This window comes from Pseudomonas sp. TWI929, from assembly GCF_039673335.1.
GTDB lineage: Bacteria > Pseudomonadota > Gammaproteobacteria > Pseudomonadales > Pseudomonadaceae > Aquipseudomonas.
In genome coordinates this window covers 1-22,849 of the sequence record NZ_JBDJLK010000070.1, presented here as the reverse complement: position 1 = coordinate 22,849, position 22,849 = coordinate 1, and the positions used below count along the sequence as shown (strand labels likewise).

At 61.7% G+C, this 22,849-nt stretch carries 27 protein-coding genes; 12 read left to right on the top strand and 15 right to left on the bottom strand.

Annotated features, from left to right (window positions below; all coding sequences use genetic code 11):
- Window positions 1-5 precede the first annotated feature (5 nt).
- From ABE456_RS22175 to ABE456_RS22155, 5 genes are all read right to left on the bottom strand, one after another.
- Window positions 6-575, bottom strand: a complete 570-nt coding sequence (locus ABE456_RS22175; RefSeq protein ID WP_346645840.1) for a DUF6162 family protein — start codon at window positions 573-575, stop codon at window positions 6-8.
- On the bottom strand, window positions 572-892 hold the full coding sequence (locus tag ABE456_RS22170; RefSeq protein WP_346645839.1) for a hypothetical protein: 321 nt from the start codon (window positions 890-892) through the stop codon (window positions 572-574). The genes ABE456_RS22175 and ABE456_RS22170 overlap by 4 nt, the downstream gene beginning before the upstream one ends.
- Window positions 889-1,428, bottom strand: coding sequence for a thiamine pyrophosphate-binding protein (locus ABE456_RS22165; RefSeq protein WP_346645838.1), 540 nt, complete (start codon window positions 1,426-1,428; stop codon window positions 889-891). The genes ABE456_RS22170 and ABE456_RS22165 overlap by 4 nt, the downstream gene beginning before the upstream one ends.
- Window positions 1,425-2,618, bottom strand: coding sequence for a PepSY domain-containing protein (locus tag ABE456_RS22160; protein WP_346645837.1), 1,194 nt, complete (start codon window positions 2,616-2,618; stop codon window positions 1,425-1,427). The genes ABE456_RS22165 and ABE456_RS22160 overlap by 4 nt, the downstream gene beginning before the upstream one ends.
- Before the next feature lie 238 nt (window positions 2,619-2,856).
- Window positions 2,857-4,191: a SidA/IucD/PvdA family monooxygenase gene (locus ABE456_RS22155; protein ID WP_346645836.1), complete on the bottom strand. Its 1,335-nt coding sequence runs from the start codon at window positions 4,189-4,191 to the stop codon at window positions 2,857-2,859.
- A gap of 173 nt (window positions 4,192-4,364) precedes the next feature.
- On the opposite strand from ABE456_RS22155, the gene ABE456_RS22150 reads away from it, so the two are divergent.
- Entirely contained in the window at window positions 4,365-4,817 is a 453-nt protein-coding gene (locus ABE456_RS22150; RefSeq protein ID WP_346645835.1) for a hypothetical protein, read from the top strand.
- Window positions 4,818-4,975: 158 nt separating this feature from the next.
- On the opposite strand, the gene pbpG is transcribed toward ABE456_RS22150, so the two are convergent.
- On the bottom strand, window positions 4,976-5,893 hold the full coding sequence (gene pbpG, locus ABE456_RS22145) for a D-alanyl-D-alanine endopeptidase (RefSeq protein WP_346645834.1): 918 nt from the start codon (window positions 5,891-5,893) through the stop codon (window positions 4,976-4,978).
- A 272-nt stretch (window positions 5,894-6,165) separates the two neighbouring features.
- Window positions 6,166-6,501, bottom strand: coding sequence for a hypothetical protein (locus ABE456_RS22140; protein ID WP_346645833.1), 336 nt, complete (start codon window positions 6,499-6,501; stop codon window positions 6,166-6,168).
- A 122-nt stretch (window positions 6,502-6,623) separates the two neighbouring features.
- Between ABE456_RS22140 and ABE456_RS22135 the strand changes: the two genes are divergently transcribed.
- Window positions 6,624-7,178 (top strand): lecithin retinol acyltransferase family protein, encoded by a 555-nt coding sequence (locus tag ABE456_RS22135; RefSeq protein ID WP_346645832.1) that lies wholly within the window; start codon window positions 6,624-6,626, stop codon window positions 7,176-7,178.
- 93 nt (window positions 7,179-7,271) lie between these two features.
- Here the strand turns inward: ABE456_RS22135 and ABE456_RS22130 are convergent, their stop codons facing one another.
- Window positions 7,272-7,946 carry a polysaccharide lyase family 7 protein gene (locus tag ABE456_RS22130; protein ID WP_346645831.1) on the bottom strand — a complete coding sequence of 225 codons (675 nt, stop codon included), beginning with the start codon at window positions 7,944-7,946 and terminating at the stop codon, window positions 7,272-7,274.
- 243 nt (window positions 7,947-8,189) lie between these two features.
- Here ABE456_RS22130 and ABE456_RS22125 point away from each other — a divergent pair, with 243 nt between their 5' ends.
- Window positions 8,190-8,513 (top strand): DUF1654 domain-containing protein, encoded by a 324-nt coding sequence (locus tag ABE456_RS22125; RefSeq protein ID WP_346645830.1) that lies wholly within the window; start codon window positions 8,190-8,192, stop codon window positions 8,511-8,513.
- Between the two features lie 38 nt (window positions 8,514-8,551).
- On the opposite strand, the gene ABE456_RS22120 is transcribed toward ABE456_RS22125, so the two are convergent.
- A complete protein-coding gene (locus ABE456_RS22120) occupies window positions 8,552-9,376 on the bottom strand; it encodes a S24 family peptidase (RefSeq protein WP_346645829.1) in 825 nt (274 codons plus the stop codon).
- A gap of 163 nt (window positions 9,377-9,539) precedes the next feature.
- Here ABE456_RS22120 and ABE456_RS22115 point away from each other — a divergent pair, with 163 nt between their 5' ends.
- Window positions 9,540-9,872, top strand: a complete 333-nt coding sequence (locus ABE456_RS22115) for a chemotaxis protein (RefSeq protein WP_346645828.1) — start codon at window positions 9,540-9,542, stop codon at window positions 9,870-9,872.
- A gap of 146 nt (window positions 9,873-10,018) precedes the next feature.
- On the opposite strand, the gene ABE456_RS22110 is transcribed toward ABE456_RS22115, so the two are convergent.
- Together ABE456_RS22110 and ABE456_RS22105 are read right to left on the bottom strand one after the other, a co-directional pair.
- The gene (locus tag ABE456_RS22110; RefSeq protein ID WP_346645827.1) at window positions 10,019-10,201 is read right to left on the bottom strand and encodes a hypothetical protein; all 183 of its coding nucleotides are present in this window, start codon (window positions 10,199-10,201) and stop codon (window positions 10,019-10,021) included.
- A 94-nt stretch (window positions 10,202-10,295) separates the two neighbouring features.
- Complete coding sequence (locus ABE456_RS22105; RefSeq protein WP_346645826.1) at window positions 10,296-10,643, bottom strand: hypothetical protein; 348 nt, start codon at window positions 10,641-10,643, stop codon at window positions 10,296-10,298.
- A 161-nt stretch (window positions 10,644-10,804) separates the two neighbouring features.
- Between ABE456_RS22105 and ABE456_RS22100 the strand changes: the two genes are divergently transcribed.
- Window positions 10,805-11,626 (top strand): shikimate 5-dehydrogenase, encoded by an 822-nt coding sequence (locus ABE456_RS22100; protein WP_346645825.1) that lies wholly within the window; start codon window positions 10,805-10,807, stop codon window positions 11,624-11,626.
- Between the two features lie 64 nt (window positions 11,627-11,690).
- Here ABE456_RS22100 and ABE456_RS22095 read toward each other — a convergent pair whose 3' ends face one another.
- The 3 genes from ABE456_RS22095 to ABE456_RS22085 form a co-directional block, all read right to left on the bottom strand.
- Window positions 11,691-11,933, bottom strand: a complete 243-nt coding sequence (locus tag ABE456_RS22095; protein ID WP_016487634.1) for a hypothetical protein — start codon at window positions 11,931-11,933, stop codon at window positions 11,691-11,693.
- 97 nt (window positions 11,934-12,030) lie between these two features.
- Window positions 12,031-12,558, bottom strand: a complete 528-nt coding sequence (gene gloA / locus ABE456_RS22090; RefSeq protein ID WP_346645824.1) for a lactoylglutathione lyase — start codon at window positions 12,556-12,558, stop codon at window positions 12,031-12,033.
- 225 nt (window positions 12,559-12,783) lie between these two features.
- The gene (locus ABE456_RS22085) at window positions 12,784-13,143 is read right to left on the bottom strand and encodes a histone-like nucleoid-structuring protein, MvaT/MvaU family (RefSeq protein WP_346645823.1); all 360 of its coding nucleotides are present in this window, start codon (window positions 13,141-13,143) and stop codon (window positions 12,784-12,786) included.
- A 361-nt stretch (window positions 13,144-13,504) separates the two neighbouring features.
- On the opposite strand from ABE456_RS22085, the gene ABE456_RS22080 reads away from it, so the two are divergent.
- Complete coding sequence (locus ABE456_RS22080) at window positions 13,505-14,794, top strand: OprD family porin (protein ID WP_346645822.1); 1,290 nt, start codon at window positions 13,505-13,507, stop codon at window positions 14,792-14,794.
- A 67-nt stretch (window positions 14,795-14,861) separates the two neighbouring features.
- Window positions 14,862-15,611, top strand: coding sequence for a precorrin-6A synthase (deacetylating) (cobF, locus tag ABE456_RS22075; protein ID WP_346645821.1), 750 nt, complete (start codon window positions 14,862-14,864; stop codon window positions 15,609-15,611).
- Window positions 15,612-15,671: 60 nt separating this feature from the next.
- On the opposite strand, the gene ABE456_RS22070 is transcribed toward cobF, so the two are convergent.
- Entirely contained in the window at window positions 15,672-16,022 is a 351-nt protein-coding gene (locus ABE456_RS22070) for a response regulator (RefSeq protein WP_346645820.1), read from the bottom strand.
- A 249-nt stretch (window positions 16,023-16,271) separates the two neighbouring features.
- On the opposite strand from ABE456_RS22070, the gene ABE456_RS22065 reads away from it, so the two are divergent.
- Genes ABE456_RS22065 through ABE456_RS22045 form a run of 5 tightly spaced genes read left to right on the top strand, consistent with a single transcriptional unit; the run spans window position 16,272 to window position 22,771 of the window.
- Complete coding sequence (locus tag ABE456_RS22065) at window positions 16,272-19,739, top strand: response regulator (RefSeq protein ID WP_346645819.1); 3,468 nt, start codon at window positions 16,272-16,274, stop codon at window positions 19,737-19,739.
- A complete protein-coding gene (locus tag ABE456_RS22060) occupies window positions 19,736-20,557 on the top strand; it encodes a protein-glutamate O-methyltransferase CheR (RefSeq protein WP_346645818.1) in 822 nt (273 codons plus the stop codon). Before ABE456_RS22065 ends, ABE456_RS22060 begins: the two co-directional genes overlap by 4 nt.
- On the top strand, window positions 20,554-21,129 hold the full coding sequence (locus ABE456_RS22055) for a chemotaxis protein CheB (RefSeq protein WP_346645817.1): 576 nt from the start codon (window positions 20,554-20,556) through the stop codon (window positions 21,127-21,129). The genes ABE456_RS22060 and ABE456_RS22055 overlap by 4 nt, the downstream gene beginning before the upstream one ends.
- On the top strand, window positions 21,123-22,349 hold the full coding sequence (locus tag ABE456_RS22050) for a hybrid sensor histidine kinase/response regulator (RefSeq protein WP_346645816.1): 1,227 nt from the start codon (window positions 21,123-21,125) through the stop codon (window positions 22,347-22,349). Before ABE456_RS22055 ends, ABE456_RS22050 begins: the two co-directional genes overlap by 7 nt.
- A 44-nt stretch (window positions 22,350-22,393) precedes the next feature.
- The gene (locus ABE456_RS22045; protein ID WP_110743225.1) at window positions 22,394-22,771 is read left to right on the top strand and encodes a response regulator; all 378 of its coding nucleotides are present in this window, start codon (window positions 22,394-22,396) and stop codon (window positions 22,769-22,771) included.
- Window positions 22,772-22,849 lie beyond the last annotated feature (78 nt).

Sequence of the window (22,849 nt, the reverse complement as noted above, 5' to 3'; positions counted from 1 at the left end):
TGGGTTCAGTGGCGGTGTTCACGGGTAACCCCGGCGTCGTAGTGGCTGACCACCTGCTGCCAGCCGGCGGCGATCAGGGCCGCCTGGGCGAGGTCGTCCGGGATCACGGCAGCGCTGTCGCGGCGCAGCCAGACATCGGCCTGGCCGCTGCTGTCAGCTGGCAGGATCAATAGCAGGCTGCCGGCAACTTCCGGTGCCTGGCTGCGGCCCAAATAGGCGCCGGGCTCCAGCCATGACCATTGGTGGCCGCCACGGCTCTGGCTGCCGGCATCGACCACGAATGGCGGCAGGCCTTCTTCGGCCAGGGCCTGTACGCTGGGCACGGCGGCGTTTTCCTCGCGCAGCAACAGGATCTCGTCGAAGGCCACCCGCAGGTCGGTGTACAGGCCTTGCTCGGCGGCGGTAAGGTCGCGGCGGGCGTCGATCTGGTGGCTGGCGATGGTCTGTTGGTCCTCGCGCTCACCGCGCAACAGCACCACGCTGGCGGCGAGTACCACGATCAGCAGGCTGGCCAGCAGCACATACAGGGTTTCGTGCCCGGCACCGGCTGGGCGAATCACTTGGGCGCGGCTCATGGCTGGGCGATATCGGCGTAGTCGACTTCCACCACGTGCCCGGGGCCGGCATCGAACAGCACGTAGAATTCACCGTCAGGGCGCTTGAAGGTCAGGGTCGAGTCGTCGCCAAGCTTGCCGCCGACCAGTACCTGCTCGTCATAGCCGATCACATCCAGGGTTACCCCGGGGGCGCCGCTGCCGTCCGAGAACCCGCCGGTACACTTGACCTGGCCGCTGGCCAGCTGCTCGCATTCGCACATCGGGTTGTGTGCCAGGGCGGGGCCGGCGGCCAGCACCAGCAAGGGCAGGGTGAGGGTACGCAGCAGGTGTTTCATTTCTTGCCTCCTTGTTTCTCTAGCCAGGCCACGGTGGCTGGCGATGCCTTGGCCAGGGGGACGGATGCCTGGTGCATGCTGCCGTCCCAGCCTTCCAGGGTGATCCAGATCTGGGCGTCGGGTTTGGTCCGCGGCGGGATCGGCAACGAAGTGCCCATGTTGTACGGCGCGCCGAAGAAGATGGTGCCGGCAGCGCGCAGGCTGCGCGGCTTGCCGATACGCAGGTAGGCGGCCTTGACGTCCTTGATGCAGGCCTTGCACAGCGCTGCGTTGAACGACTTGAAGTAGCCGGCCGGGCCGTCGGCGCGTGGTGCCTCGTTGCGCAGTTCGGCCAGGTTTATGCGGTAGGGGCCGACCTGGATATCGTTGATCACATTGGCGCCGAGGCCAGCGTCGCCACGGAACAGTTTGGCGTCGGCGAAGTACTTGGGCATGAAGCCCAGCGGGATGAGAATCAGCAGGATGTTCAGGTGAAAGCGCCACTTCAGCCACAGCTGCTTCAGCGGGCTGGCGGGCAGGGCTTGGGCCTGGCTCATGGGTGGATCTCCACGGTGGTTTCACTGCGTGCCGCGCGCGGTGCCCGCTCACTGCGCTTGAGCGCGGCAGCGGTGGCCTGGGCGGTGCGTTTGGTCCAGATCAGCAGGCCGCTGAACACCATCAGGGTGAGGACAAGGCCGAAGAAGAACCACACCAGCTTGATCGGCAAGCCGCCAAAGTCGCCGGTGTGCAGCGGGCGCATGGACTCGGTGACGAACTCCAGCGCCGAGCGGTCGCTGATCAGGAACTGGCTGTCGACATGGCTGGTGTACGGGTTTACCGACGCGCTCTGGAACATCAGCGGGTACCAGCCCGGGCCGGACATGGTGACGTGGCTGTAGGCGGTGGCGGGCAACGAGATGAAACTGACCTCCAGCCCCGGGATCGCCAGGCCGGCAAGGCGCGCCGCTTCATCCAGGTCGATGCGCGGGGCCGGGCTGCCGTCTGGCGTTTGCGGTACTTCCTCGCGGGCGATCACCGGCACGATGGGCCGGCTGGAAATGGTGATGTGGTTGTCGGACAGGATCGCCTGGATCAGGAACCAGGTACCGGTGATGGAAATGACCGCAATGAACCAGATCGACCAGACCCCGGCCAGGCGGTGCAGGTCGCCCCAGAAAATCCGCGAACCGTGGCCTGTGCGCACGGGTTTGAAGAAACCCTTCCAGAACTTCTTGTACACCACCAGGCCGGTGACCAGCGAAGCCAGCATCGGCAGGCCAAGCAGCGACACCAGGTACCAGCCCCAGCTGAAGCCATTGGTGAACGGCACCAGCCACCAGCCGTGCAGGGCGCGGGTGAAGGCTTCGAAGTTGAAGTCCGGGGTCTTGCCCTGGATGGCACCGGTGTAGGGGTTTACGTACAGCGTCGGGCTGGTGCCGTCAGGCAGGGTGACATCGGCTTTTACCGCGAAGTGCGAACCATCAGGCTGGCTCAGGCGCTCCACCACCATGTCCGGCTCGGCCTTGTTCAAGGCTTCCAGTACCTTCTGAAAGCTCAGGCGCTCGACATCGGCATCCGGCTTGTTGGCGCGCACGGCCGGGTCGGCCAGCCAGACGATCTCCTGGCTGACCACGGCGAGCATGCCGGTGAAGCAGACAATCAACACAAAGAACCAGATCGGCAAGGCGAGCCAGCTGTGCACCAGGAACCACAGCCTGGATTTGGATTTTTTCGGTGTTTTGGCCATCAGACGGTCTTCTGCAATGGGTGGTCGAGCGTGTGCCCAGCCAAACAGGGCTGTACTGATAAGGACGAATGAGAATTGAAAACCTGCCGTTTTAAATGCAAGCAAATGTTTCAGAGGGCAAATTGCGCACGCCCTTGCAGGAGCGGCCTTGTGTCGCGAAAGGGCTGCGAAGCAGCCCCAATGACGCTGACTGACAGGCATCAGGCCAAGGCTGGCCTGGAAGGCATGAGGTGGGGGATCAGGCGCGGGTCATGGCCACTGCCGCTTGCGGGTTGCCATGCAGCTGCGCCAGGTCCTGGTACAGCGCACGGCCAATTTCCGCGGCGCGGGCTGGCAGCACCGAGAGCAGGGTGTCGCTCAGGCCGTGGCTGTTTTCACAGAAGCCCTGCAGGTACACCGAAGCCTGCAGGTCGGGGCTGGCCAGCACGCGGTAGTTGCGGTTGACGCTGAAATCGTCCAGGTAGCCGGCCAGCGGTGCCAGCAAGTCAAGGTGCGAACGGCGTTCGTAGCCCGTGGCGAGGATCACCGCATCGTAGCGGTGGGTTTGCTGCTGATTGGTGGCCAGGTCGCGCAGGGTCAGCTCAATGCCTTCGCGAGTGGCCACCACCGCTTCCACCTGACGGCGGCACAGCACGTTGTGGCGGTGCTGGTGAGCGACTTTCTGCCGGTAAAGGATGCCGTAGATGCGTTCGATCAGGTTGAGGTCGACCACCGAGTAGTTGGTGTTGTGGTACTCGCCCAGTAGCTTGCTGCGCTGGTCGGCCGGTTCGTTGTAGACCAGGTCGGTGTAGTCCGGCGAGAAAATCTCGTTGACGAACGGGCTGTCGTCGGCAGGCTTGAGCGCCGAACCGCGCAAGATCATGTCAACCTTGACCGACGGGTAGCTGTCGTTGAGGTCGATGAACGCCTCGGCGGCGCTCTGGCCCGAACCGATCACGGCAATGCGCATCGGTTTGCCGGCGGTGCACGGCAGCTTGTTCAGGCTGCTCAGGTACTGGGAGTGGTGGAACACCCGCGGGTCGTCCTTGAACGCGCCGAACTTCTCCGGGATTTTCGGCGTACCGCCGCTACCGACCACCACCGAACGGGTGCGGCGGCTGAATTCGCGGCCCTGCGCATCGCGCGAGACCAGGCGCAGGTGTTCGACCCGGCCGGCGTGCACTTCTGGCTCGATGCGCAGCACTTCCTCGCCATACACCGCCTGGGTGGCAAAGTGCTCGGCGGCCCAGCGCAGGTAGTCGTTGTACTCCAGGCGGCAGGGGTAGAAGGTGCCGAGGTTGATGAAGTCGGCCAGGCGCTGCTTCTGGTGCAGGTAGTTGACGAAGCTGTAGGGGCTGGTGGGGTTGCGCAGCGAAACCAGGTCCTTGAGGAAGGAGATCTGCAGCTCGCTCTGGGTGGCCAGGGTTTCGCCATGCCAGCGGTAGTCCTGTTGCTTGTCGATGAACAGCGCGTCGAGGGCATGGCCCTGGGACTCGGCGAGTTCTTCCAGGGCGATGGCCAGGGCCAGGTTGGAGGGGCCGAAGCCCACGCCGATCAAATCTTTGATTGTTGCCTGCTGTAAGGGCTGGCTCATGGCTGCGATTCCCTAAAGGTCGAATGTGGACGCCCGCCGGGGCTCCGGCTCCTGCGCAAGTACATGTGTTGGAACGAGCCAGGTGAGGGGGAATTTAAGCCGGCTAAAGAACTGCGCGGGGCGGCCGATAGGGTGGTTACGGCAAGGACCGAACTTCGAGGCAGGGAATCGGCATGACATCCATATCGGCAAATCTACACATCAACGGTGTTTCGGCGCAGACGCTGAGCGCGAATGCTGCAGCCGAGCGTGAGCAGGCGAAACAGGCCGAACAGGCTGAGAAAGGTGGGCCGCTGAGCATCAGTGGCGACACATTGAAAGTGGGTGGCGCTGGGCAGGCGCAGCCGACCGAAGACAGCGAGGACAGCAGCGAGTCAGCGGGCGTAGAGGCATTGCGTGAACTGATCAAAGAGCTGCAGAAGCAGTTGGCCGAAGAACAGAAACAGCTGGCCCAACTGATGGCTAGCAAGATGGAAGAGACGGCCAAGGCCACTGCGGTGAGTGCCAAACAGGCCAGCATCGCCACCATCACTGGCCAGATCATGACGGCCACGGCGAAATTGCTGGAGCTGTTGCAACAAGAGGGTGGCAGCAGCGCTGGCGGTGTGGTCAGCACCACAGCCTAGCAGCGGATACGTTCCCTGTAGTAGTGTCCTTGTGTCGCGATGGGCTGCAAAGCAGCCCCGGCAGTTTATGCATCAACCCCAATTTTCGGGGGCCGCGTGGCGGCCCACCGCGACACAAGGCCGCTCCTACAGGGCCGCGTAGCGCCAGATGGCGATGGTCACTCAGCCACCAACCGCCCCTTGCTAGCCTTGTACTGCATGGCCACTGCTGGCGCTGGCTTGGCTGCACCGGTTTCCAGCCATTGGCGCATGCGGCTGGCATCGGCGAAGTGGGTGTATTTGCCAAAGGCATCGAGGATGACCATGGCAACCGGGCGGTTGTCCATGCGGGTCAGCAGCACCAGGCAATGGCCAGCCTCGTTGGTGAAGCCGGTCTTGGTCAGCTTGATGTCCCAGTTGCTCTTGTTGACCAAGTGGTCGGTGTTACGGAAGCCCAAGGTGTAGTTGGGCTTGCGGAAGGCCACGGTTTTTTCGCGGGTGGTCGACAGTTCGCTCAGCATTGGGTACTTGCGCGAGGCCAACAGCAGTTTGGCCAGGTCGCGTGCGGTGGACACGTTCTGCGTCGACAGGCCGGTTGGCTCGACGTAGCGGGTGTGTGCCATGCCCAGGCTGCGAGCCTTGGCATTCATTGCCTTGATGAACGCCGGGTAGCCGCCGGGGTAGGCGTTGGCCAGGCTGTTGGCCGCACGGTTTTCCGACGACATCAGGGTAATCAGCATGGTTTCACGGCGATCGAGCTGGCTACCCAGGCGCACGCGCGAATACACGCCTTTCATTTCCGGGTTGTTGGCAATGGTCATGGTGAGCATTTCATCCATGGGCAGCTTGGCATCCAGCACCACCATCGCCGTCATCAGTTTGGTCACCGAGGCAATGGGCACCACGCGGTCGGCATGGCTTGCATACAACTCCTGGTTGGTGTTCAGGTCGATCAACAGGGCGCTGCCAGAGGCCAGATGCAGCTTGGAGGGGTCACGTTGAACCTGGGCCGGGGGTTGAGCAGCAGCGGTCGACGGAAGGGTCGCAGTACCTGTGAGCAACAGCAGCAGGCTGAGGATGGACAGGGATGTTTTCACGTTGTGGCTCACTAAAAGTTGGTATGTCGTTGGCTGTGCAAGGGTTTTCCCCCTAAAACCGATGCATTCTGGAGTATGGCTGAATTGCTGTCGAATGCCTTATGACTAAAGGGCGCAAGGTGAACGAAATTTAATCCTGTACCCATTCTGTACCCTGTGCGTCGTCAAGCAGGGCGGCCTTGCTGATTCGGTTGCGGCGCTTGGCGCCAATGAAAAACTGGCTGAAGAGTTGGCCCTCTACCAGCCAATCCAACGGCCGGCTTGTCTGTTTGTCACTTCAGGCGGATCAAACCGGCAGGTATGCCAGGCTGTTTAGGAATGTGCTCGATTTTTCCGGTAGCCACCAAGGCGTCCAGCACTTCACGCACTGCTTGCATCGTGTCTGGTTTTTTTGCGTAGCGGGTTCGCAGGAAGTAATCAAGCGACTCGTCCCTGACCTGGTCCAGGGCACCCGCGACCGCTCCCACCAGCATCTTGCCGTCAGGGCGCCGCTCCAACTCATTGACCAAACGGCCCACGTAGAAACCCGCGTGGCTGCCGCCATAAGGAAGGTTGATCCATTCAGGGTCTGCTGGGGCTACGCAAACAGGGGAATTCAATGCGTCCAAGGTTTTCTCCGGGTGGTCCATATTGCTAGGTAATCCGCTGTAGAGCCTTTGGTGCAGCCTATATTGAAGCGTTGGGCGGCGAAATGCCATTATCGCTTTTTCCCTTCCAGCAGGAGCTGCTCATGCGTCGAGGAGATCATCTGGTAAGCATGCGGGCCGGGTACACGCATCACGGCATCTACATAGGATGCGGAGAGGTTCTTCACTATTCCGGGTTTGGGGACAGTGTCGCTGGTCCGATCTGCAGAGCGAGCCTGGAGACATTCAGTGGGGGTATGCCAACAACCGTGCTAGAGCATCCGCTAGCTGTTTATGGTCCTGAGGAGCGTATTGCCAGGGGTTACTCACGGTTGGGTGAGAACACCTACAACCTCCTGACAAACAATTGTGAGCACTTTGTGAACTGGTGTGTATATGGCGCATCGACTAGCCAGCAAATTCGAAACGTTCTCCTTGCCGCTGGCATCCCGGGGATGACACTGGTGCCAGCTGTTGCAGCAGTGGTCGCAGCCGCCTCTGAGTCTGATGAGCCTGTGAAAACTGCTTTGAAGGTTGCGGGAAAGGAAGCCATCAGTGGCGCTGCAATCATCGGAGCCGCAACCGTAATAGGCGGGCCGGTTGGGTTGGTCGGGGCAACTGCCGTCATGGCGGCAACGAAATTCTTGTTCAAGCGTTGAAATGGCGATTGCAGAGCGCTCATCGCCCAGCATCCCGATTCAAACTGCGCTGGGTGGCGTAGGATGTCGGGATGCCTTGGCGGTTGTCGGCGCTCAGCTATGGATCAGCGAGAGCTCGCTGATGATGCAGATCGAGCCGTCATCGGCCGGCGTCGCATCGGTGTAGTCGACCTGGTTGTAGACCCCTCCGTGGAATTCGAACAGGCGTGAAGCCCAACTGTTGTCGAGCTGCAAGTCGCCAGACGAGCCAGACACCCCGTTGCATTTGGCTGTTACGGTGACCACACCTTGGGACGTTGCGTGAATGCTCACGTTGAACTTCGCCCCCAGCGCTACCCCCTTCAGTACCGTCGAGTTCACCGGGTCCGTCTGGTTGTAGGTCCGCCGAAACCCCAGGGTGATGTCCCCCTTTTTCCAGAACACCTTCACCGGCGGGCTATCGTCCCCACGAACGTGCATCTGGGCAATGACCACCTTCTGCGCCGCGTTGACCTTGGTCAGCGTCATGGTCTGGCGGTTCCAGTGATCCCGGGCGCTGTCCAGTGTCCAGTCCTCCGATTCCGTCCACTCGCACCGGGTCCTGCGGGTACTTTTGCTCGAAGCGCCTTTGGTGGGGGCAGAGAACTGGATCGAGCCATCGCTGAGCACCTTCACGATGCTTGGGTATCGAGCTATCGCCTCGGCACCGTTGAGTTCGAGCGCTACGGGGTTGGTTGACGACACGGCCACCGGGGTGGCGATGATGAGGTTGCTGATATCTACGGCCATGGGAACTCCAGACGAAAGATTAGGTTTGCCAAGTTGGGTGCTTGTGCAGCCAGGCTGCCGACTGCCTGGCTAAAGTTAGCCGTAAGCTAAATATCGGTCAATAGCTATTGGCTAAAATAATTTCGCTTTGCGACAAACTGCCTGCTGGCGGAAAATTTCTGCAGCGGGGCTTTACGCTTGATTTCGGGGTGAGATAAGCTTTCCTTGAATACTGTACGAATATACAGCTATCAGGATGAGAATATGTCTATGCACACGAATTCGGCGCCCCAGCAACGCCAGGCAATGTCCGGAGTAGAGCGGCTGAGCCTGCGGGTGTCGTCGATGATCAACCACCCGCTCGCACAGACCCAGCGCTGGGTGACGGTCCATCGCCTGGATACCGATGGTGATGCGGAATGGGAGGAGGTGATGGGCCTGCTGGTGGAAACGCCCGAACTGGAACTTACCTTCAATGACGACGAGAGTGTGACGGTGCGCTGGGCGCGCAGCAGCGTGGAGGCGCGCGACGACTTCATCGTCGAGCAGGACAGCGACCAGCCGGTGGAGGAGGCGGCACCGTTCTGAAGCTCAGCAAAAGCCCGCCGGGGGTGGCGGGCTTCGCTTTACACGAGGTGCGCATTCCAGACCAGCAGCACCCTGGCCTGGATGTAGGTCTCTTCCCGGCGGATCATCCGGTCCTTGTGCCGCGAGTTGTCGGAAATCATTTCAAAATGGTCTTCATCAGCAATCTGTAGCCGCTTGATGTAGATGTGGTCACCCCAGGAGAAGAAGTAGATACCGTCGCCCACGAAATCGCGGATGCTGACGTCCACGATCAGCGGGTCGCGGTGCTTGATCGTCGGCTCCATCGACTGGCCCCAGCCCGTAACCATCTTCAAGTGGTGGTGCTCGCTGAACTCCACGCCTAACTCGCGCAGGTGGCTTGGGCTGACGCGAACGTCCTTGAACATCTCTGGGTAGTCGTGGGGGATCTGGCCGCCGCCCATGGCTGCCCGCACGTCATAGTGGGCGATCCACACTTCGTCGCCGACCAGGCCGGGCCGAAGCAGCTCGGCTGACACCAGCGCGGGCTCTGTTGGTTCCTCTGCGGCGGCCAGCAACCGTTGCCGGGTTTCTTCGCCGATACCCTTGCCGCTTCGGGCAAGCATCTGCTTGACCAGGTCGGCTGCAGAAAGCTTGCTGTCACCAGCCTCGGCCGGCACCTGCACAGGGTCGCCCGCCGCCACTGCGTCGAACCAGCCGCGTGGCAAACCTTCGATGCCCTCGATTCGCCGGGCCACGTCATCGCCCAGGTTCTTCGCGGTCTTGTCAGAAAGGATCTGGCTCAGGTGCGCAGGAGCCATCCCCCAGCGCTCTGCGCAGGATCCCTTTCTCTGGCTGCCGATCAGCTTGACCAGGTTGTGCTTGCGAATTTCGTAGATATCCATGAGGCGAAGCATGCCAGTGTTTAGCTTGCTGCTAAATGCGCGCAGAGCTAAATTGGTCCTTGTGGTGATATTAGCTATAGGCTAAATTAAACGGACAAACAAGGAAAGCCATCGAGAAGATTTCTCCAGGGCTCACGACATCACCATCCGTAATGAGGTTTACATGGATCCGACTGACCTCGGCCCGGGCACAGTCACTTGGCTGAGCGGTACGGGCACCGTGTTGCTAGGTGCGTTTCTGTGGCTGCGCAAGTGGCTGTCCAAGGATGCCGCCGACCGCGCGATGGACACCGCAGACATTGCGGTGGTCCGCCGCCTGACTGAACTGCTTGATATCGAGCGGGACGCCCGTAGAGAGGCAGAGGCCAAGGCAGATCAGTTCGCCAAGGAGCGTAACGAACTGGTGATAACCGTAGGCCGGTTGCAAGGCAAGGTTGTGGCGCTGGCCAGCCAGTTGGCTGCCGCCTCAAGAATAACTGGCCCGAAACAGATGTAGGGGCGAGCTTGCTCGCGATGCGCCGTGCGGGCGGCGCTCGGTTTGCGCGCTACCTCAAAACCTGAGCCTGGCGCTCGAGAAATAAAAAAAGCCCGCTAGGTCGGCGGGCCATAAGGGCGTAGGGAGCAACGCACAACAAATTCGGTTCAGGCAACCAAGGTGCCTGGTTGCAACTGTTCAGCCAGGGCTTGGGCCGAGGCCAGGGTCGGCATCGGGCCGCTTACGGCTTCGCCGTTACGTACCAGGTACCAGCACGCCAGCAGGCCTTGCTCACGCAGTGAAGCGGGTACGGCGCTGCCGACAACGGACATGATATGGATAGTGGCCATGGGGACCTCCTGTGAAACATGGCTCTACCATACGCAGCAGCCAGGGTGGTTTGAAATCAACTTCCTCGATAGTGGTCATTAGTTCTATCAACCCTTACCAGCGTGGCGGGCCGTAATACACCGGCGGCGGGCCATAGTAAGTGCGATAGCCCGGTGGCGGAGGGGCCGGCACATAGTACGGCTGGTAGTACACCGGCTGCGGTGGTGGTTGTACGTACACCGGTGGCGGCGCGTAATAGACCGGCTGGCGTTCGACGTACACGGTACGGTCACGCCCGCCATAAACTGTCGCCCCAACCACGGCGCCGACCACGGCCGCGCCCAAAAGCGGCCCCGGCCCATAATACCAGCCACCGCCACCATGGCCGCCGTGGGCGGCAGCGGGCCCGCTGATGGCCAAAGCACCGGCCAGCAGCGCGATTGCGGGAATGTGACGGTCCATAAAATGACCTCGCAGGAACACCCCAAACCTGGGGCCCTACTACTATGACTCCACTCTCCGTCAGCTGAGCACAGGGGAACGGTAAAGGTTGTGTAAGGGACGACCAGTGGTTGTGTCTGTTACGCTGCACAAACGTTTCAGTTATGACAAAGGAGCAGGTTATGTCGACAACTCCCAGCAGAGACACGGTGCTGTGCATCTCCCTGGCGGGCCGCCCCGGTAGCTTCGGCGTGCGTTTTCACAACCACCTGTACCAGCAGTTGGGCCTGGACTTTTACTACAAGGCCATGCGCACCGATGACCTGCCGGCGGCGGTGGCGGGTATCCGTGCCTTGGGTATCCGTGGTTGCGGGGTGTCGATGCCTTACAAGGAGGCCTGCATGGCCTTGGTCGACGAAATCGACCCGTCGGCGGCGGCCATTGAGTCGGTCAATACCCTGGTCAACACCCATGGCCATCTGAAGGCCTACAACACGGACTACCTGGCGGTGCGCCAGTTACTGGCACAGCACCAGGTCGACCCCGCCACGGCCTTTGCCTTGCGCGGCAGTGGCGGCATGGCCAAGGCTGTGGCCAGCGCCTTGCGCGATGCCGGGTTTGCCGAAGGCATCATCGTCGCGCGCAATGAGCAGGCCGGGCGGCAGCTGGCGGATGTCTGTGGTTATCGCTGGGTGCCTGAGTTGGGGGATGTCTGCCCGCCAATGTTGGTGAACGTGACGCCGATCGGTATGGCAGGCGGGCCGGAGGCCGAGGAGCTGGCGTTTTCCGAGAACGCCATTGCTGCGGCAGAGCGGGTGTTCGATGTGGTGGCGATGCCGGCGCACACGCCGTTGATCCGCCGGGCTCAGGCGCTGGGCAAGCCGGTGATTACCGGGCTGGAGGTTATTGCGCTGCAGGCGCTGGAGCAGTTCGTGCTGTACACCGGGGTAAGGCCCACGCGGGCACAGGTGGATGCGGCGGTGGCGTACGCCCGGGATATCTGATTACTCCTGTGCCGGCCCTTTCGCGGGCTTGCCCGCGAAAAGGCCGGTACAGGCAAGATCAAGATCAGAACACCTTGTGCCCGTCATCCAGCTGCTGGTCAACCAGTGCCCGCCCGTGCGCCAGCGACACATGCTGCGCGTTCTCCAGGTCGGAGAAGAACTTCATCGGCATCGACATGCGCTTGCTGGTGTGCCCATCGGGTGCGGTGATCAGGCAGCCGGCGGCATAGGGCAGGGGGGAGTCGGGGTGGGGCATCACGCTGGCGGTGATGGTGTGCTCGCGGTATTCACAGTGAAGAGATTGCATCGTCCTTACCTCGCTGTGGCATGTGAAGCGGTTACCTTCATATACCACAGCAAGGGGCCGGGAGTTCCCGGCCCGACGAGCGCACTGCGATGAACGTTCAGCCTTTCAGTTCGGTCGGCTGGATCACTTCAACCCAGTAACCGTCCGGGTCCTTGACGAAGGCCAGATGGTTCATGCGCCCGTCCTGCAGGCGTTTCTGGAACGGTACGTCCAGCGCTTCGAAGCGTGCGCAGGCAGCGCGTACGTCAGGTACCGAAATGCAGATGTGGCCAAAACCGCGTGGGTCGGTGTTGCCGTTGTGGTAGGCGAACTCGGCATCGTGCTCGGTGCCGTGGTTGTGGGTCAGTTCCAGCACGCCGGGGATCGACTTCATCCACTGGTGACGTGCGGTGTCATCGGCGGGGATCTGCGCCGGGTCGACCAGGGCCAGGAAGTACAGGCTGAAGGCAGCTTCGGGGAAGTCACGCTTGTCCACCAGGCGGAAACCCAGTACGCGGGTGTAGAAGTCAAGGGACTTCTCGATGTCCTTGACCCGCAGCATGGTGTGGTTGAAGACGAACTGGGCGGTGGCGGTATCCGGCTGGGCGGTAACGCCAGGCAGGGATTGCAGATCGTGCAGGCTCATGGGAACTCCTGAGACGGGGCCGGGCGCGGGGCACCGGCAAAACAGACAGGCTGGCCATGATACGGCAGTGCGCCGATTGCGCAAATGAAAGCGCCCTGCACAAGGCAGGGCGCTGGAATTAGAGGCCCGCATGTGCGGGCGCGTGATGGGGTCGCTAGTCCTTTAGCTGTTTCGATACTGAGCCAGCCTTTGTGAAAAAAATGTGAAGTGCGCGTGGATGTTTCATCAGCGCACCCAGCTTTCCACAGTGGCTGCCCCGTACTGTTCTTTCCATGCCTTGAGCCCGCGGTGGTTGCCGCCCTTGGTCTCGATGCGCTCGCCGGTGTGCGGGTTTTGGTAAACCTTTACCACGCGCGGGCGGCGCTGTTGCTTGGGCGCAGAGCTGGAAGCGCGGCTCACGGCTTTCGGGTCGAGGATGGCGATGATGTCGCGCAGGCTCTTGTCATAGCTTTTCATCAGGCCGACTAGTTTCTGCTCGAATTCGATTTCGCGTTTGAGGCCGGCATCCTTTTTCAACGCTTCCAGTTGCGCCATCTGTTCCTGGAGCGCTTTTTCGGCAGCACGAAACTCTGCAAGTCTGGACACTGTAATCACTCCTGTACGTCGGTCGTGGCAGGGCGTGACGAACATTGAAGAAATTTAAAAACGCCGGCCACGCGGGTGGGTTTCGCTGTTCGCTGATATCGAGTGTAGTCATTCATGGGTACTGGGTAAACTGCAAACTTTTTGTAAGTAAGGCGGGAACTTTCCTAGTTTTGCGTGCGGTATTTCCTGGCTTTCTTGCGGCCGCCCTGCTGCGCGCTTAGACCATGGTCCAATGGCCCGTGCCAGAGCCGCTGCGCGATAATTTCAGATGATGGTCGACTATTGTTCGGCCCTGCCGCAGTACCGTGGCCATTACGGGCCACAGGTTGTTAACTCGCCTTAATTCTGGATGTTTCCTCGCATGTTTGCCCCTCTCCCCATCGCCCCCGGGCGCCGTGTTGCCGGCCTGTTCCTGTTGTGTGCCGGCGTCAATGCCCAGGCCGCCGGTTTTCTTGAAGACAGCAGTGCCAAGGTCGAAGCACGTAATGTCTATTTCAACCGGGATTTTCGTGACGGCCACAGCAGTTCCAGCCAGGGTGCGTCCAAACGTGAAGAATGGGCGCAAGGCTTCATCCTCAATGTGCAGTCGGGTTATACCCAGGGGCCGGTAGGCTTTGGCGTGGATGCGCTGGGCATGTTTGGTTTCAAGCTCGACTCCAGCCCGGCGGACAGTAACAGCGGCCTGCTGCCGTCTTCCGGCCACGACCCGCGGCACTCGGCCGACCAATACGCGAAGATGGGCCTGGCCGCCAAGGTCAAGGTATCCAATACCGTGCTCAAGTACGGTTCGATGATGCCGGATGTGCCGCTGCTCAAGTACAACGATGGCCGCCTGCTGCCGACCATGTTCCATGGCGCCATGCTCACCTCCGAAGAGCTGCACGACCTGAAGTTCACCCTCGCGCGCCTGGACAAGTACACCGCTCGGGATTCCACCGACCGCCAGGACATTCGCGTGCACTGCAAGAACAAACGCTATGCCTGCGATATCGAAGCCGATCACTTCGACCTGGCCGGTGTCGATTACCGCTTCAATGAGCGCTTCAGCGCCCAGTACCAGGTGGCCAAGCTGGAGAACATCTATCGCCAGCACTTCCTCGGCCTGGTGGCTAGCCAGCCATTGCCGGTGGGCAGCCTGTCGGCCGACCTGCGCCTGATCAAGAGTGATGACATCGGCAATGCCCGCGCCGGCGCAATCGACCACCGCGCCTTCAGCAGCATGCTCGGTTACAGCCTGGGTGGTCACAAGATCAGTGCCGGCTGGCAGCGCATGTATGGCGACAATGCCATGCCGTACCTGGATGGCAGCAACCCGTACCTGGTCAACTACGCCCAGGTCAACGACTTCGCCGCCGCCCAGGAGCGCTCCTGGCAGGTGCGCTATGACTATGACTTCAAGGCACTGGGTGTGCCTGGCCTGACCTTCTTCACCCGTTACATCAACGGTGACAACATCAAGGTGCCGGGCAGCACTGCCGAAGGCAAGGAATGGGAACGCGACACCGAGTTCAAGTACCAAGTGCAAAGTGGCACTTTCAAGGACGTCAGCGTGCGCCTGCGTAATTCCACTTACCGTAGCAACTATGAAAAGTGGGCGCGTGACATGGACGAGACGCGGGTTATTGTCAGCTACAACTTCTCTATCTTCTAACCGGTCGCTTTGCCAAATACCGGCAGCCGCCTGACAATGGCTGCTGGTTCCCGCAAAGGGCAGGGCAATGAAAGACCTGTTGTTGATCGGCATCGGCCCGGGTGACCCACGCCAGGTCACCTATGAGGCCGTCGATGCGTTGCATCAAGCCAGCGTGTTCTTCGTGCTCGACAAGGGCAGCGACAAGGATGAACTGGTGCGCCTGCGCAAGGCCATCCTGCAACGCTACCGGCCCGAGGGCGGCTATCGCCTGGTACAGGTGGCCGACCCGTTGCGTGACGGCCAGGCGGATGACTACCTGGGGGCCGTGCATGACTGGCACCGGCAGCGTGCTGCCCTGTATGCCCAGCTGATCGAGCAGGCGCTTGGCACCGGGGAAACCGGCGCCTTTCTGCTGTGGGGCGAGCCCACCCTGTATGACAGCACCCTTCGAATACTGGACCTGGTCCGCGAACGCGGGGTGGCGCTACGCTTGCGGGTGATCCCGGGTATCAGCAGCGTGCAGGCTTTGGCGGCACGTCACCAGGTGCCGCTCAACCGTATCGGCGAGCCGCTTACCGTGTTGCCAGGGCGGCACCTTGCCGGGCAGGGCCGCATCGACAATGTGCTGGTGATGCTCGACGGGCAGTGCGCGTTTGCCCAGCTTGATGACCCAGGGTTGATGATCTACTGGGGGGCTTACCTGGGCACCGAGGATGAAGTGCTGATTGCCGGGCCGTTGCAGGCGGTGAAGGCGCAGATCCTGGCGGTGCGCGAACGGGAGCGGGCGCGCAAGGGCTGGATCATGGATACCTACCTGTTGCGTAGGGAGCTGTAGTTAGTGGAAGCCTGTGCCGGCCTCTTCGCGGGCAAGCCCGCGAAGCAGGCGACACCGATCTCAAGGGTTACCCAGAATGGCCACCACCTTGTCCCGCAGCTGGTCGATGCTGAACGGCTTGCCAATCAGGTGCATGCCCTCCGGCACATTGACGCTCTCGGCATAGCCACTGGCGAACAGCACCGGCAACAGCGGTCGCAGTTCGCGTGCCTTGGCCGCCAACGCTTCGCCGCGCATGTCCGGCAGCCCCACGTCGGTCATCATCAGCGCCAGTGCCTGGCCCGGGTCTTCGAGAATGCGCAGCGCAGCGCTTGCGTCTTCCGCCTCGATGACCGTGTAGCCCAACTCGTCAAGCACTTCGACCATCAGCATGCGTACGATGTCGTCGTCTTCGACTACCAGAAGGTGCATGGTTCGGGTCCTGTGCAAATGAATGTCTTTAATCTGTGCGCCAGGCGGCGGCAGAAGTTCCCCGAGGATACCGATCCCTGCAATTGGATGGAACGATTGGCGCACACCACCTTCAAATACTGGCTAAATGCCCTGCCAGACCCGCCAAAGCTGGTTAGACTCGCTTAACAGGACGGCGCAGTGGCAGATGACAACATCGATTGATCCGCCACGCTTTTCAATGGACTTTTCTTGCTCGGGCCTTTTCTCATGATTCAAGCAGCCTCGATGGACCAGCGAAGCTTTCGCAAGCTGTTGAGCCGCAACGTCGGCCTGCCCCTGGGGCTAGGCCTGCTGGGGGCCGTGGCCTTCGTCGCGGTGATCAACTACCTGCTGTCGGCCATGCAGTGGGTCGAGCACACCGACCGGGTGATCGGCAATGCCAACGAGACAGTCAAGCTGTCGATCGACATGGAAACCGGCATGCGCGGCTTTCTGCTTACCGGTGATGAGCGTTTTCTCGATCCCTACGAGGTGGCCAAACCGCGCATTCTCAGTAGCTTGCAGGGCCTGCGCGGCATGGTCGAGGACAACCCGCAGCAGGTTGACCGCATCGACCGGCTTATTGCGCTGCAACAAGCATGGAACGAATTTGGCAGCAACATGATTACGCTGCGCCGTAATGACGGGGCCTTCCGGGAGTTGATCGGAAACGGGCGAGGCAAGCGCCTGACAGATGAGATCCGCAAGGAGTTCGACAACTTTATCGGCACTGAACAGCAATTGCGCATGGCCCGCAACGAGAAGGTCAGCACCGTCACCGTTACGGCGATTTCGGCATTTGTGTTGTTCATCGTCGGCCTCAGCGCCTTACTGGCCTACCTGGGGCGGCGCGACCTGCTGGCGCTGTCTGTCACCTACGACGAAAACCTCAAGGCCCAGCAGCGCTCGGCCGAACACCTGGAGCACCAGGCCTGGCTGCGCAACGGGCAGACCCAGCTGGCCGAACAAGTACTGGGCCAGCTAACCCTGCCCATGCTCGGTGACAACATCCTGCGCTTCTTCGCCGCTTTCCTGGGCAGTGTGGTGGGGGCGGTGTACGTGCGTGACGAGCATGGCCGCCTGGTGCGTGTGGCCAGCTATGGCCTGGATGCCGAGGAGCTGGCCCGCGAGCAGGTGCTGGGCGATCACGAAGGCCTGTTGGCCCAGGCGGTGCGCGAAGGCCGGCTGCTGTGCCTGGACGACCTGCCCGAAGACTACTTCCAGTTCAGCTCCGGCCTGGGCAGGGGCCTGCCACGCAGCGCGATGTTGATGCCAGCCAGCGACGACGGGCGAATCAATGGGGTGCTGGAGCTGGGCTTCCTGCGGCCGTTGCAAGAGCGCGACGAAGAACTGCTGCAGCGGGTGGGTGGCAACCTCGGCATTTCCATCGAAAGCGCCCGCTACCGCCAGCGCCTGCAGGAAGTGCTGGCCGAAACCCAGCAACTGAACGAAGAGCTGCAAGTGCAGCAGGAAGAGCTGAAAACCGCCAACGAAGAGCTGGAGGAACAGTCCCGCGTACTCAAGGAGTCCCAGGCCCACCTGGAAACCCAGCAAGCGGAACTGGAGCAGACCAACGAGCAGCTGTCCGAACGCACCGAGGCGCTGGACCGCAAGAACGACGAGCTGACCCAGGCTCAGGAAGAGCTGCAGGCCCGTGCCGACGAGCTGCAACGTTCAAGCAAGTACAAGTCCGAATTCCTCGCCAACATGTCCCACGAGCTGCGCACGCCGCTGAACAGTTCGCTGATCCTGGCCAAGCTGCTGGCGGAGAACGGCGAAGGCAACCTCAGCGACGAACAGGTCAAATTCGCCGAGTCCATCTACTCGGCCGGCAACGACTTGCTCAACCTGATCAACGACATTCTCGACATCGCCAAGGTCGAGGCCGGCAAGCTCGAAGTGCGCCCCGAAAGCACCCAGGTGGAACGCCTGGTCGAAGGCTTGCGCGGTATGTTCGAGCCGTTGGCCGGGCACAAGGGCCTGGGCTTCGAGGTCAACACCGAGCCACAGGTGCCGGCCACCCTGTTTACTGACCGCCAGCGCCTGGAGCAGATCCTCAAGAACCTGTTGTCCAATGCCATCAAGTTCACCGAGCGCGGCCAGGTCAGCCTGAACATCGGCTACCAGCCCGGCACCGGCATCGTCTTTGCGGTGCGCGATAGCGGCATTGGCATTGCTGCCGACCAGCAGCAGGCGATTTTCGGCGCCTTCCACCAAGTCGATGGCACCAGTAACCGCCGCTATGGCGGCACCGGCCTAGGCTTGTCGATCTCCCGCGACCTGGCGCATTTGCTGGGTGGGCAGATCAACGTCGACAGCAGCCTTGGCCAGGGCAGTGTGTTCAGCCTGATCTTGCCGGAGCGCTATGAGCGTGTGGGGCAGGGCATCGAGCCGCTCAGCCTGCGCCCGGCGGTGGATACGCTGCCACCTGCCCCGCAGGTGCCGGTGGCGGCGGCGCCGAAACGCCCGGTGCCGGCGTTTGCCGACGACCGCGAGCGCGCGCCGTTCGGCAACCGCTGCATCCTGGTGATCGAAGACGAACCGAACTTCGCCCGGATCCTCTTCGACCTGGCCCACGAACTGGGCTACAGCTGCCTGGTGGCGCAGGGGGCCGACGAAGGCTTCGAGCTGGCCGCCCAGTACATCCCCGATGCCATCCTGCTGGACATGCGCCTGCCCGACCATTCCGGCCTGACCGTGCTGCAACGCCTGAAAGAGCAGGCCAGTACCCGACACATTCCAGTGCATATCATATCCGTGGAAGACCGGGTCGAAGCCGCCATGCACATGGGCGCCGTCGGTTACGCAGTGAAACCGACCAGCCGCGAAGAACTGAAGGAAGTATTCGCCCGCCTGGAGGCCAAGCTGACGCAGAAACTCAAGCACATCCTGCTGGTGGAGGACGACGACCTGCAGCGCGAGAGCATTGCCCGCCTGATCGGCGACGACGATGTCGAGATCACCGCCGTGGCCATGGCCCAGGATGCCCTCGCGCTGCTGCGCGAGAATATCTACGACTGCATGATCATCGACCTCAAGCTGCCGGACATGCTCGGCAACGAGTTGCTCAAGCGCATGACCGCCGAAGATATCCGCGCCTTCCCACCGGTGATCGTGTACACCGGGCGCAACCTCACCCGCGAAGAAGAAGCCGACCTGCTCAAGTACTCGCGGTCGATCATCATCAAGGGAGCACGCTCGCCGGAACGCCTGCTCGACGAAGTGACGCTGTTCCTGCACAAGGTCGAATCGCAGTTGTCCAATGAACGCCAGCGCATGCTCAAGACTGCGCGCAGCCGCGACAAGGTGTTCGAGGGCCGCAAGGTGCTGCTGGTGGACGACGACGTGCGTAATATCTTCGCCCTCACCAGCGCGCTGGAGCACAAGGGCGCGATCGTCGAGATCGGCCGTAACGGCCGTGAGGCCATCGAGCGCCTGGAGCAGCATGACGACATCGACCTGGTGCTGATGGACGTGATGATGCCGGAAATGGACGGTTTCGAGGCCACCCGGCTGATCCGCCAGCAACCACGCTGGCGCAAGCTACCGATCATTGCCGTGACCGCCAAGGCGATGAAAGATGACCAGCAGCGTTGCCTGCAGGCCGGAGCCAACGATTACCTGGCCAAACCGATCGACCTGGATCGCTTGTTCTCGCTGATCCGCGTGTGGCTGCCGCAACTGGAGCGAATTTGACTAGCGAACGTAACACCGACATCGAAATCCGCTTGCTGATCGAGGCGATCTACCTCAAGTACAGCTATGATTTCCGCAATTATTCCGGCGCCTCGATCAAGCGCCGGATCCTGCATGCCTTGCGCCAGTTCGACTGCCTGACGGTGTCGGCACTGCAAGAGCGCGTGCTGCACGACCCGGGCATGTTCATGCAGTTGCTGCAGTACCTGACGATCCCGGTCAGCGAGATGTTCCGCGACCCGGGGCACTTCCTGGCGTTGCGCAACGAAGTGGTGCCGCTGCTGCGCACCTGGCCATCGATCAAGGTATGGATTGCTGGCTGCAGCACGGGCGAGGAGGTGTATTCGATGGCCATCCTGCTGCGCGAGGAGGGCCTGCTGGAACGCACCATCATCTATGCCACCGACATCAACCCGCACTCGCTGGACAAGGCCAAGCAGGGCATCTACTCGATGCAGAGCATGCGCGGTTACGCCGAGAACTATCGCATTGCCGGCGGGCGCCGGGACTTTTCCGAGTACTACACGGCGGCCTACGGCAACGCCATCATGGACAGCACCCTGCGCGACAACGTGACCTTCGCCGACCACAGCCTGGCTACCGACAGTGTGTTCTCCGAAACCCAGCTGGTGTCGTGCCGCAACGTGCTCATCTACTTCAACAAGGAACTGCAGGACCGCGCCCTCGGCCTGTTTCATGAGTCGCTGTGCCACCGCGGTTTCCTGGTGCTGGGCAGCAAGGAGTCGGTGGACTTTTCCGCCTACAGCGAGCGCTTCGAGCCGCTGGTCAAGCCCGAACGGATCTACCGCAAGTCATGAACGGCGTGCGCGCGGTGGTCATCGGTGCCTCGGCTGGCGGCGTGACGGCGCTGTTCAAGGTGCTGGGTGCCCTGCCGGCCGGCTTTGCCATTCCGGTGGTGTGCGTATTGCACTTGCCGGATGACCGCCACAGCCAGCTGGCCGAGGTCCTGCAGCGCCGCCTGCACCGGCCGGTGTGCGAGGCGCGGGACAAGCAGCCGCTGCACGCTGGGCAGATCTATGTGGCTGGGCCGGGCTACCATCTGTCGGTGGAAGGCGACCTGACCCTGTCGTTGAGCCAGGAACCACCCGTGCATTTTTCGCGGCCGGCGATCGATTACCTGTTCATGTCGGCGGCTGATGCCTACGGTGACGGGTTGCTTGGTGTGCTGCTCACCGGCGCCAACGAGGATGGTGCCGAAGGCTTGGCCTATATCAAGCATAATGGGGGCCGGACGGTGGTCCAGGACCCTCGCGACGCACAGGTGGCGCTGATGCCGGAGGCCGCGTTGGCCTTGCATCAGCCCGACCATATTCTTTCTCTGAGTGGCATCGAGCAGTTGCTTGCTGCCCTGGAACCTAGCGCATGCTAAGCCACACCATCGCCAAACTGCTGATCGTCGACGACCTGCCGGAAAACCTGCTGGCCCTCCAAGCCCTGATCCAGGGCGAAGACCGCGAGGTGCACCAGGCCCAGTCGGCCGAGGCAGCGTTGTCGCTGTTACTTGAGCACGAGTTCGCCCTGGCCATCCTCGACGTGCAGATGCCGGGCATGAACGGCTTCGAGCTGGCCGAGCTGATGCGTGGCACGGAAAAGACCCGCAACATCCCCATCGTCTTTGTCACCGCCGCCGGGCGCGAGATGAACTATGCCTTCCAGGGCTACGAAAGCGGCGCAGTCGACTTCCTGCACAAACCGCTCGATACCCTGGCGGTGAAGAGCAAGGTATCGGTGTTCGTCGACCTGTACCGCCAGCGCAAGGTACTCGACTTCCAGCTGCAGGCCCTGGAGCGCAGCCGCCAGGAGCAGGCACAGTTGTTGGACCAGCTGCAAACGGCGCGAGCTGAGCTGGAGCATGCCGTGCGCATGCGCGACGATTTCATGTCGATCGTCTCGCATGAGGTACGCACCCCGCTCAATGGCCTGATCCTGGAAACCCAGCTGCGCAAGCTGCACCTGTCGCGCGGCAACCTCGCGGCCTTCAGTGGCGACAAGCTGCAGGCCATGGTCGAGCGCGACGAGCGGCAGATCAACAGCCTGATCCGCCTGATCGAAGACATGCTCGATGTGTCGCGCATCCGCACCGGCAAGTTGTCGTTGCGGCCCAAGGCCTTCGACCTGGGCCAACTGGTGCGTAGCCTGGTGGAGAACTTTGCCGCCCAGGCCACCGCGCTGGAAACACATATCGAACTGCAATGCTGCCAGCCAATGCTGGGCGAGTGGGATGAATTCCGTATCGAGCAAGTGCTGGCCAACCTGTTGTCCAATGCCCTGCGTTATGGAGAGCGCAAACCGGTGCAGGTGCGGGTGTTCGAGCAGGGCAGCCTGGCCTGCGTGCAAGTGCAGGACCAGGGCATCGGCATTGGCGCGGCCAACCAGCAGCGCATCTTCCAGCAGTTCGAGCGGGTTGCCACCCAGCAAGCCAGTGGCGGCCTGGGGTTGGGGCTGTACATATCGGAACAGATCGCCCAGGCCCATGGCGGGCGCATACTGGTCGACAGTGAAGAGGGCAAAGGCGCCACCTTCACCTTGCAACTGCCACTGGCTACATTCGAACAACAGAACGACCAGGCGCGGGCAACCTCTGCCTAAGCCTGGGGTCTGATGGCCAACTGTAAGAAATTCAAGGCGTTAACATGAGTGAAGATGCACAAGATGTGGTGCTGGTGGTCGAGGACGAACCGGCGATTCGCATGATTTTGCGTGATTACCTGGCAGGCGAGGGTTACCACGTGCTGGTGGCCGAGGATGGCGAGCAGGCGTTCGCCATTCTGGCCAGCAAGCCGCACCTCGACCTGATGGTGACCGATTTCCGCTTGCCTGGCGGGATCTCCGGGGTGGAGATTGCCGAGCCAGCGGTGAAGCTGCGGCCGGACCTGAAGGTGATCTTCATCAGCGGCTACCCGGCGGAGATCCTGGAGTCTGGCAGCCCGATCACCCGCAAGGCCCCGATCCTGGCCAAGCCGTTTGACCTGGATACCTTGCATGAGCAGATCCAGTCGCTCCTGCGTTAACCTGCAGTGGCCTCTTCGCGGGTGAACCCGCTCCCACAGGTATTGCACCGGTTTCGAAGGCGGTGCAGAACCTGTGGG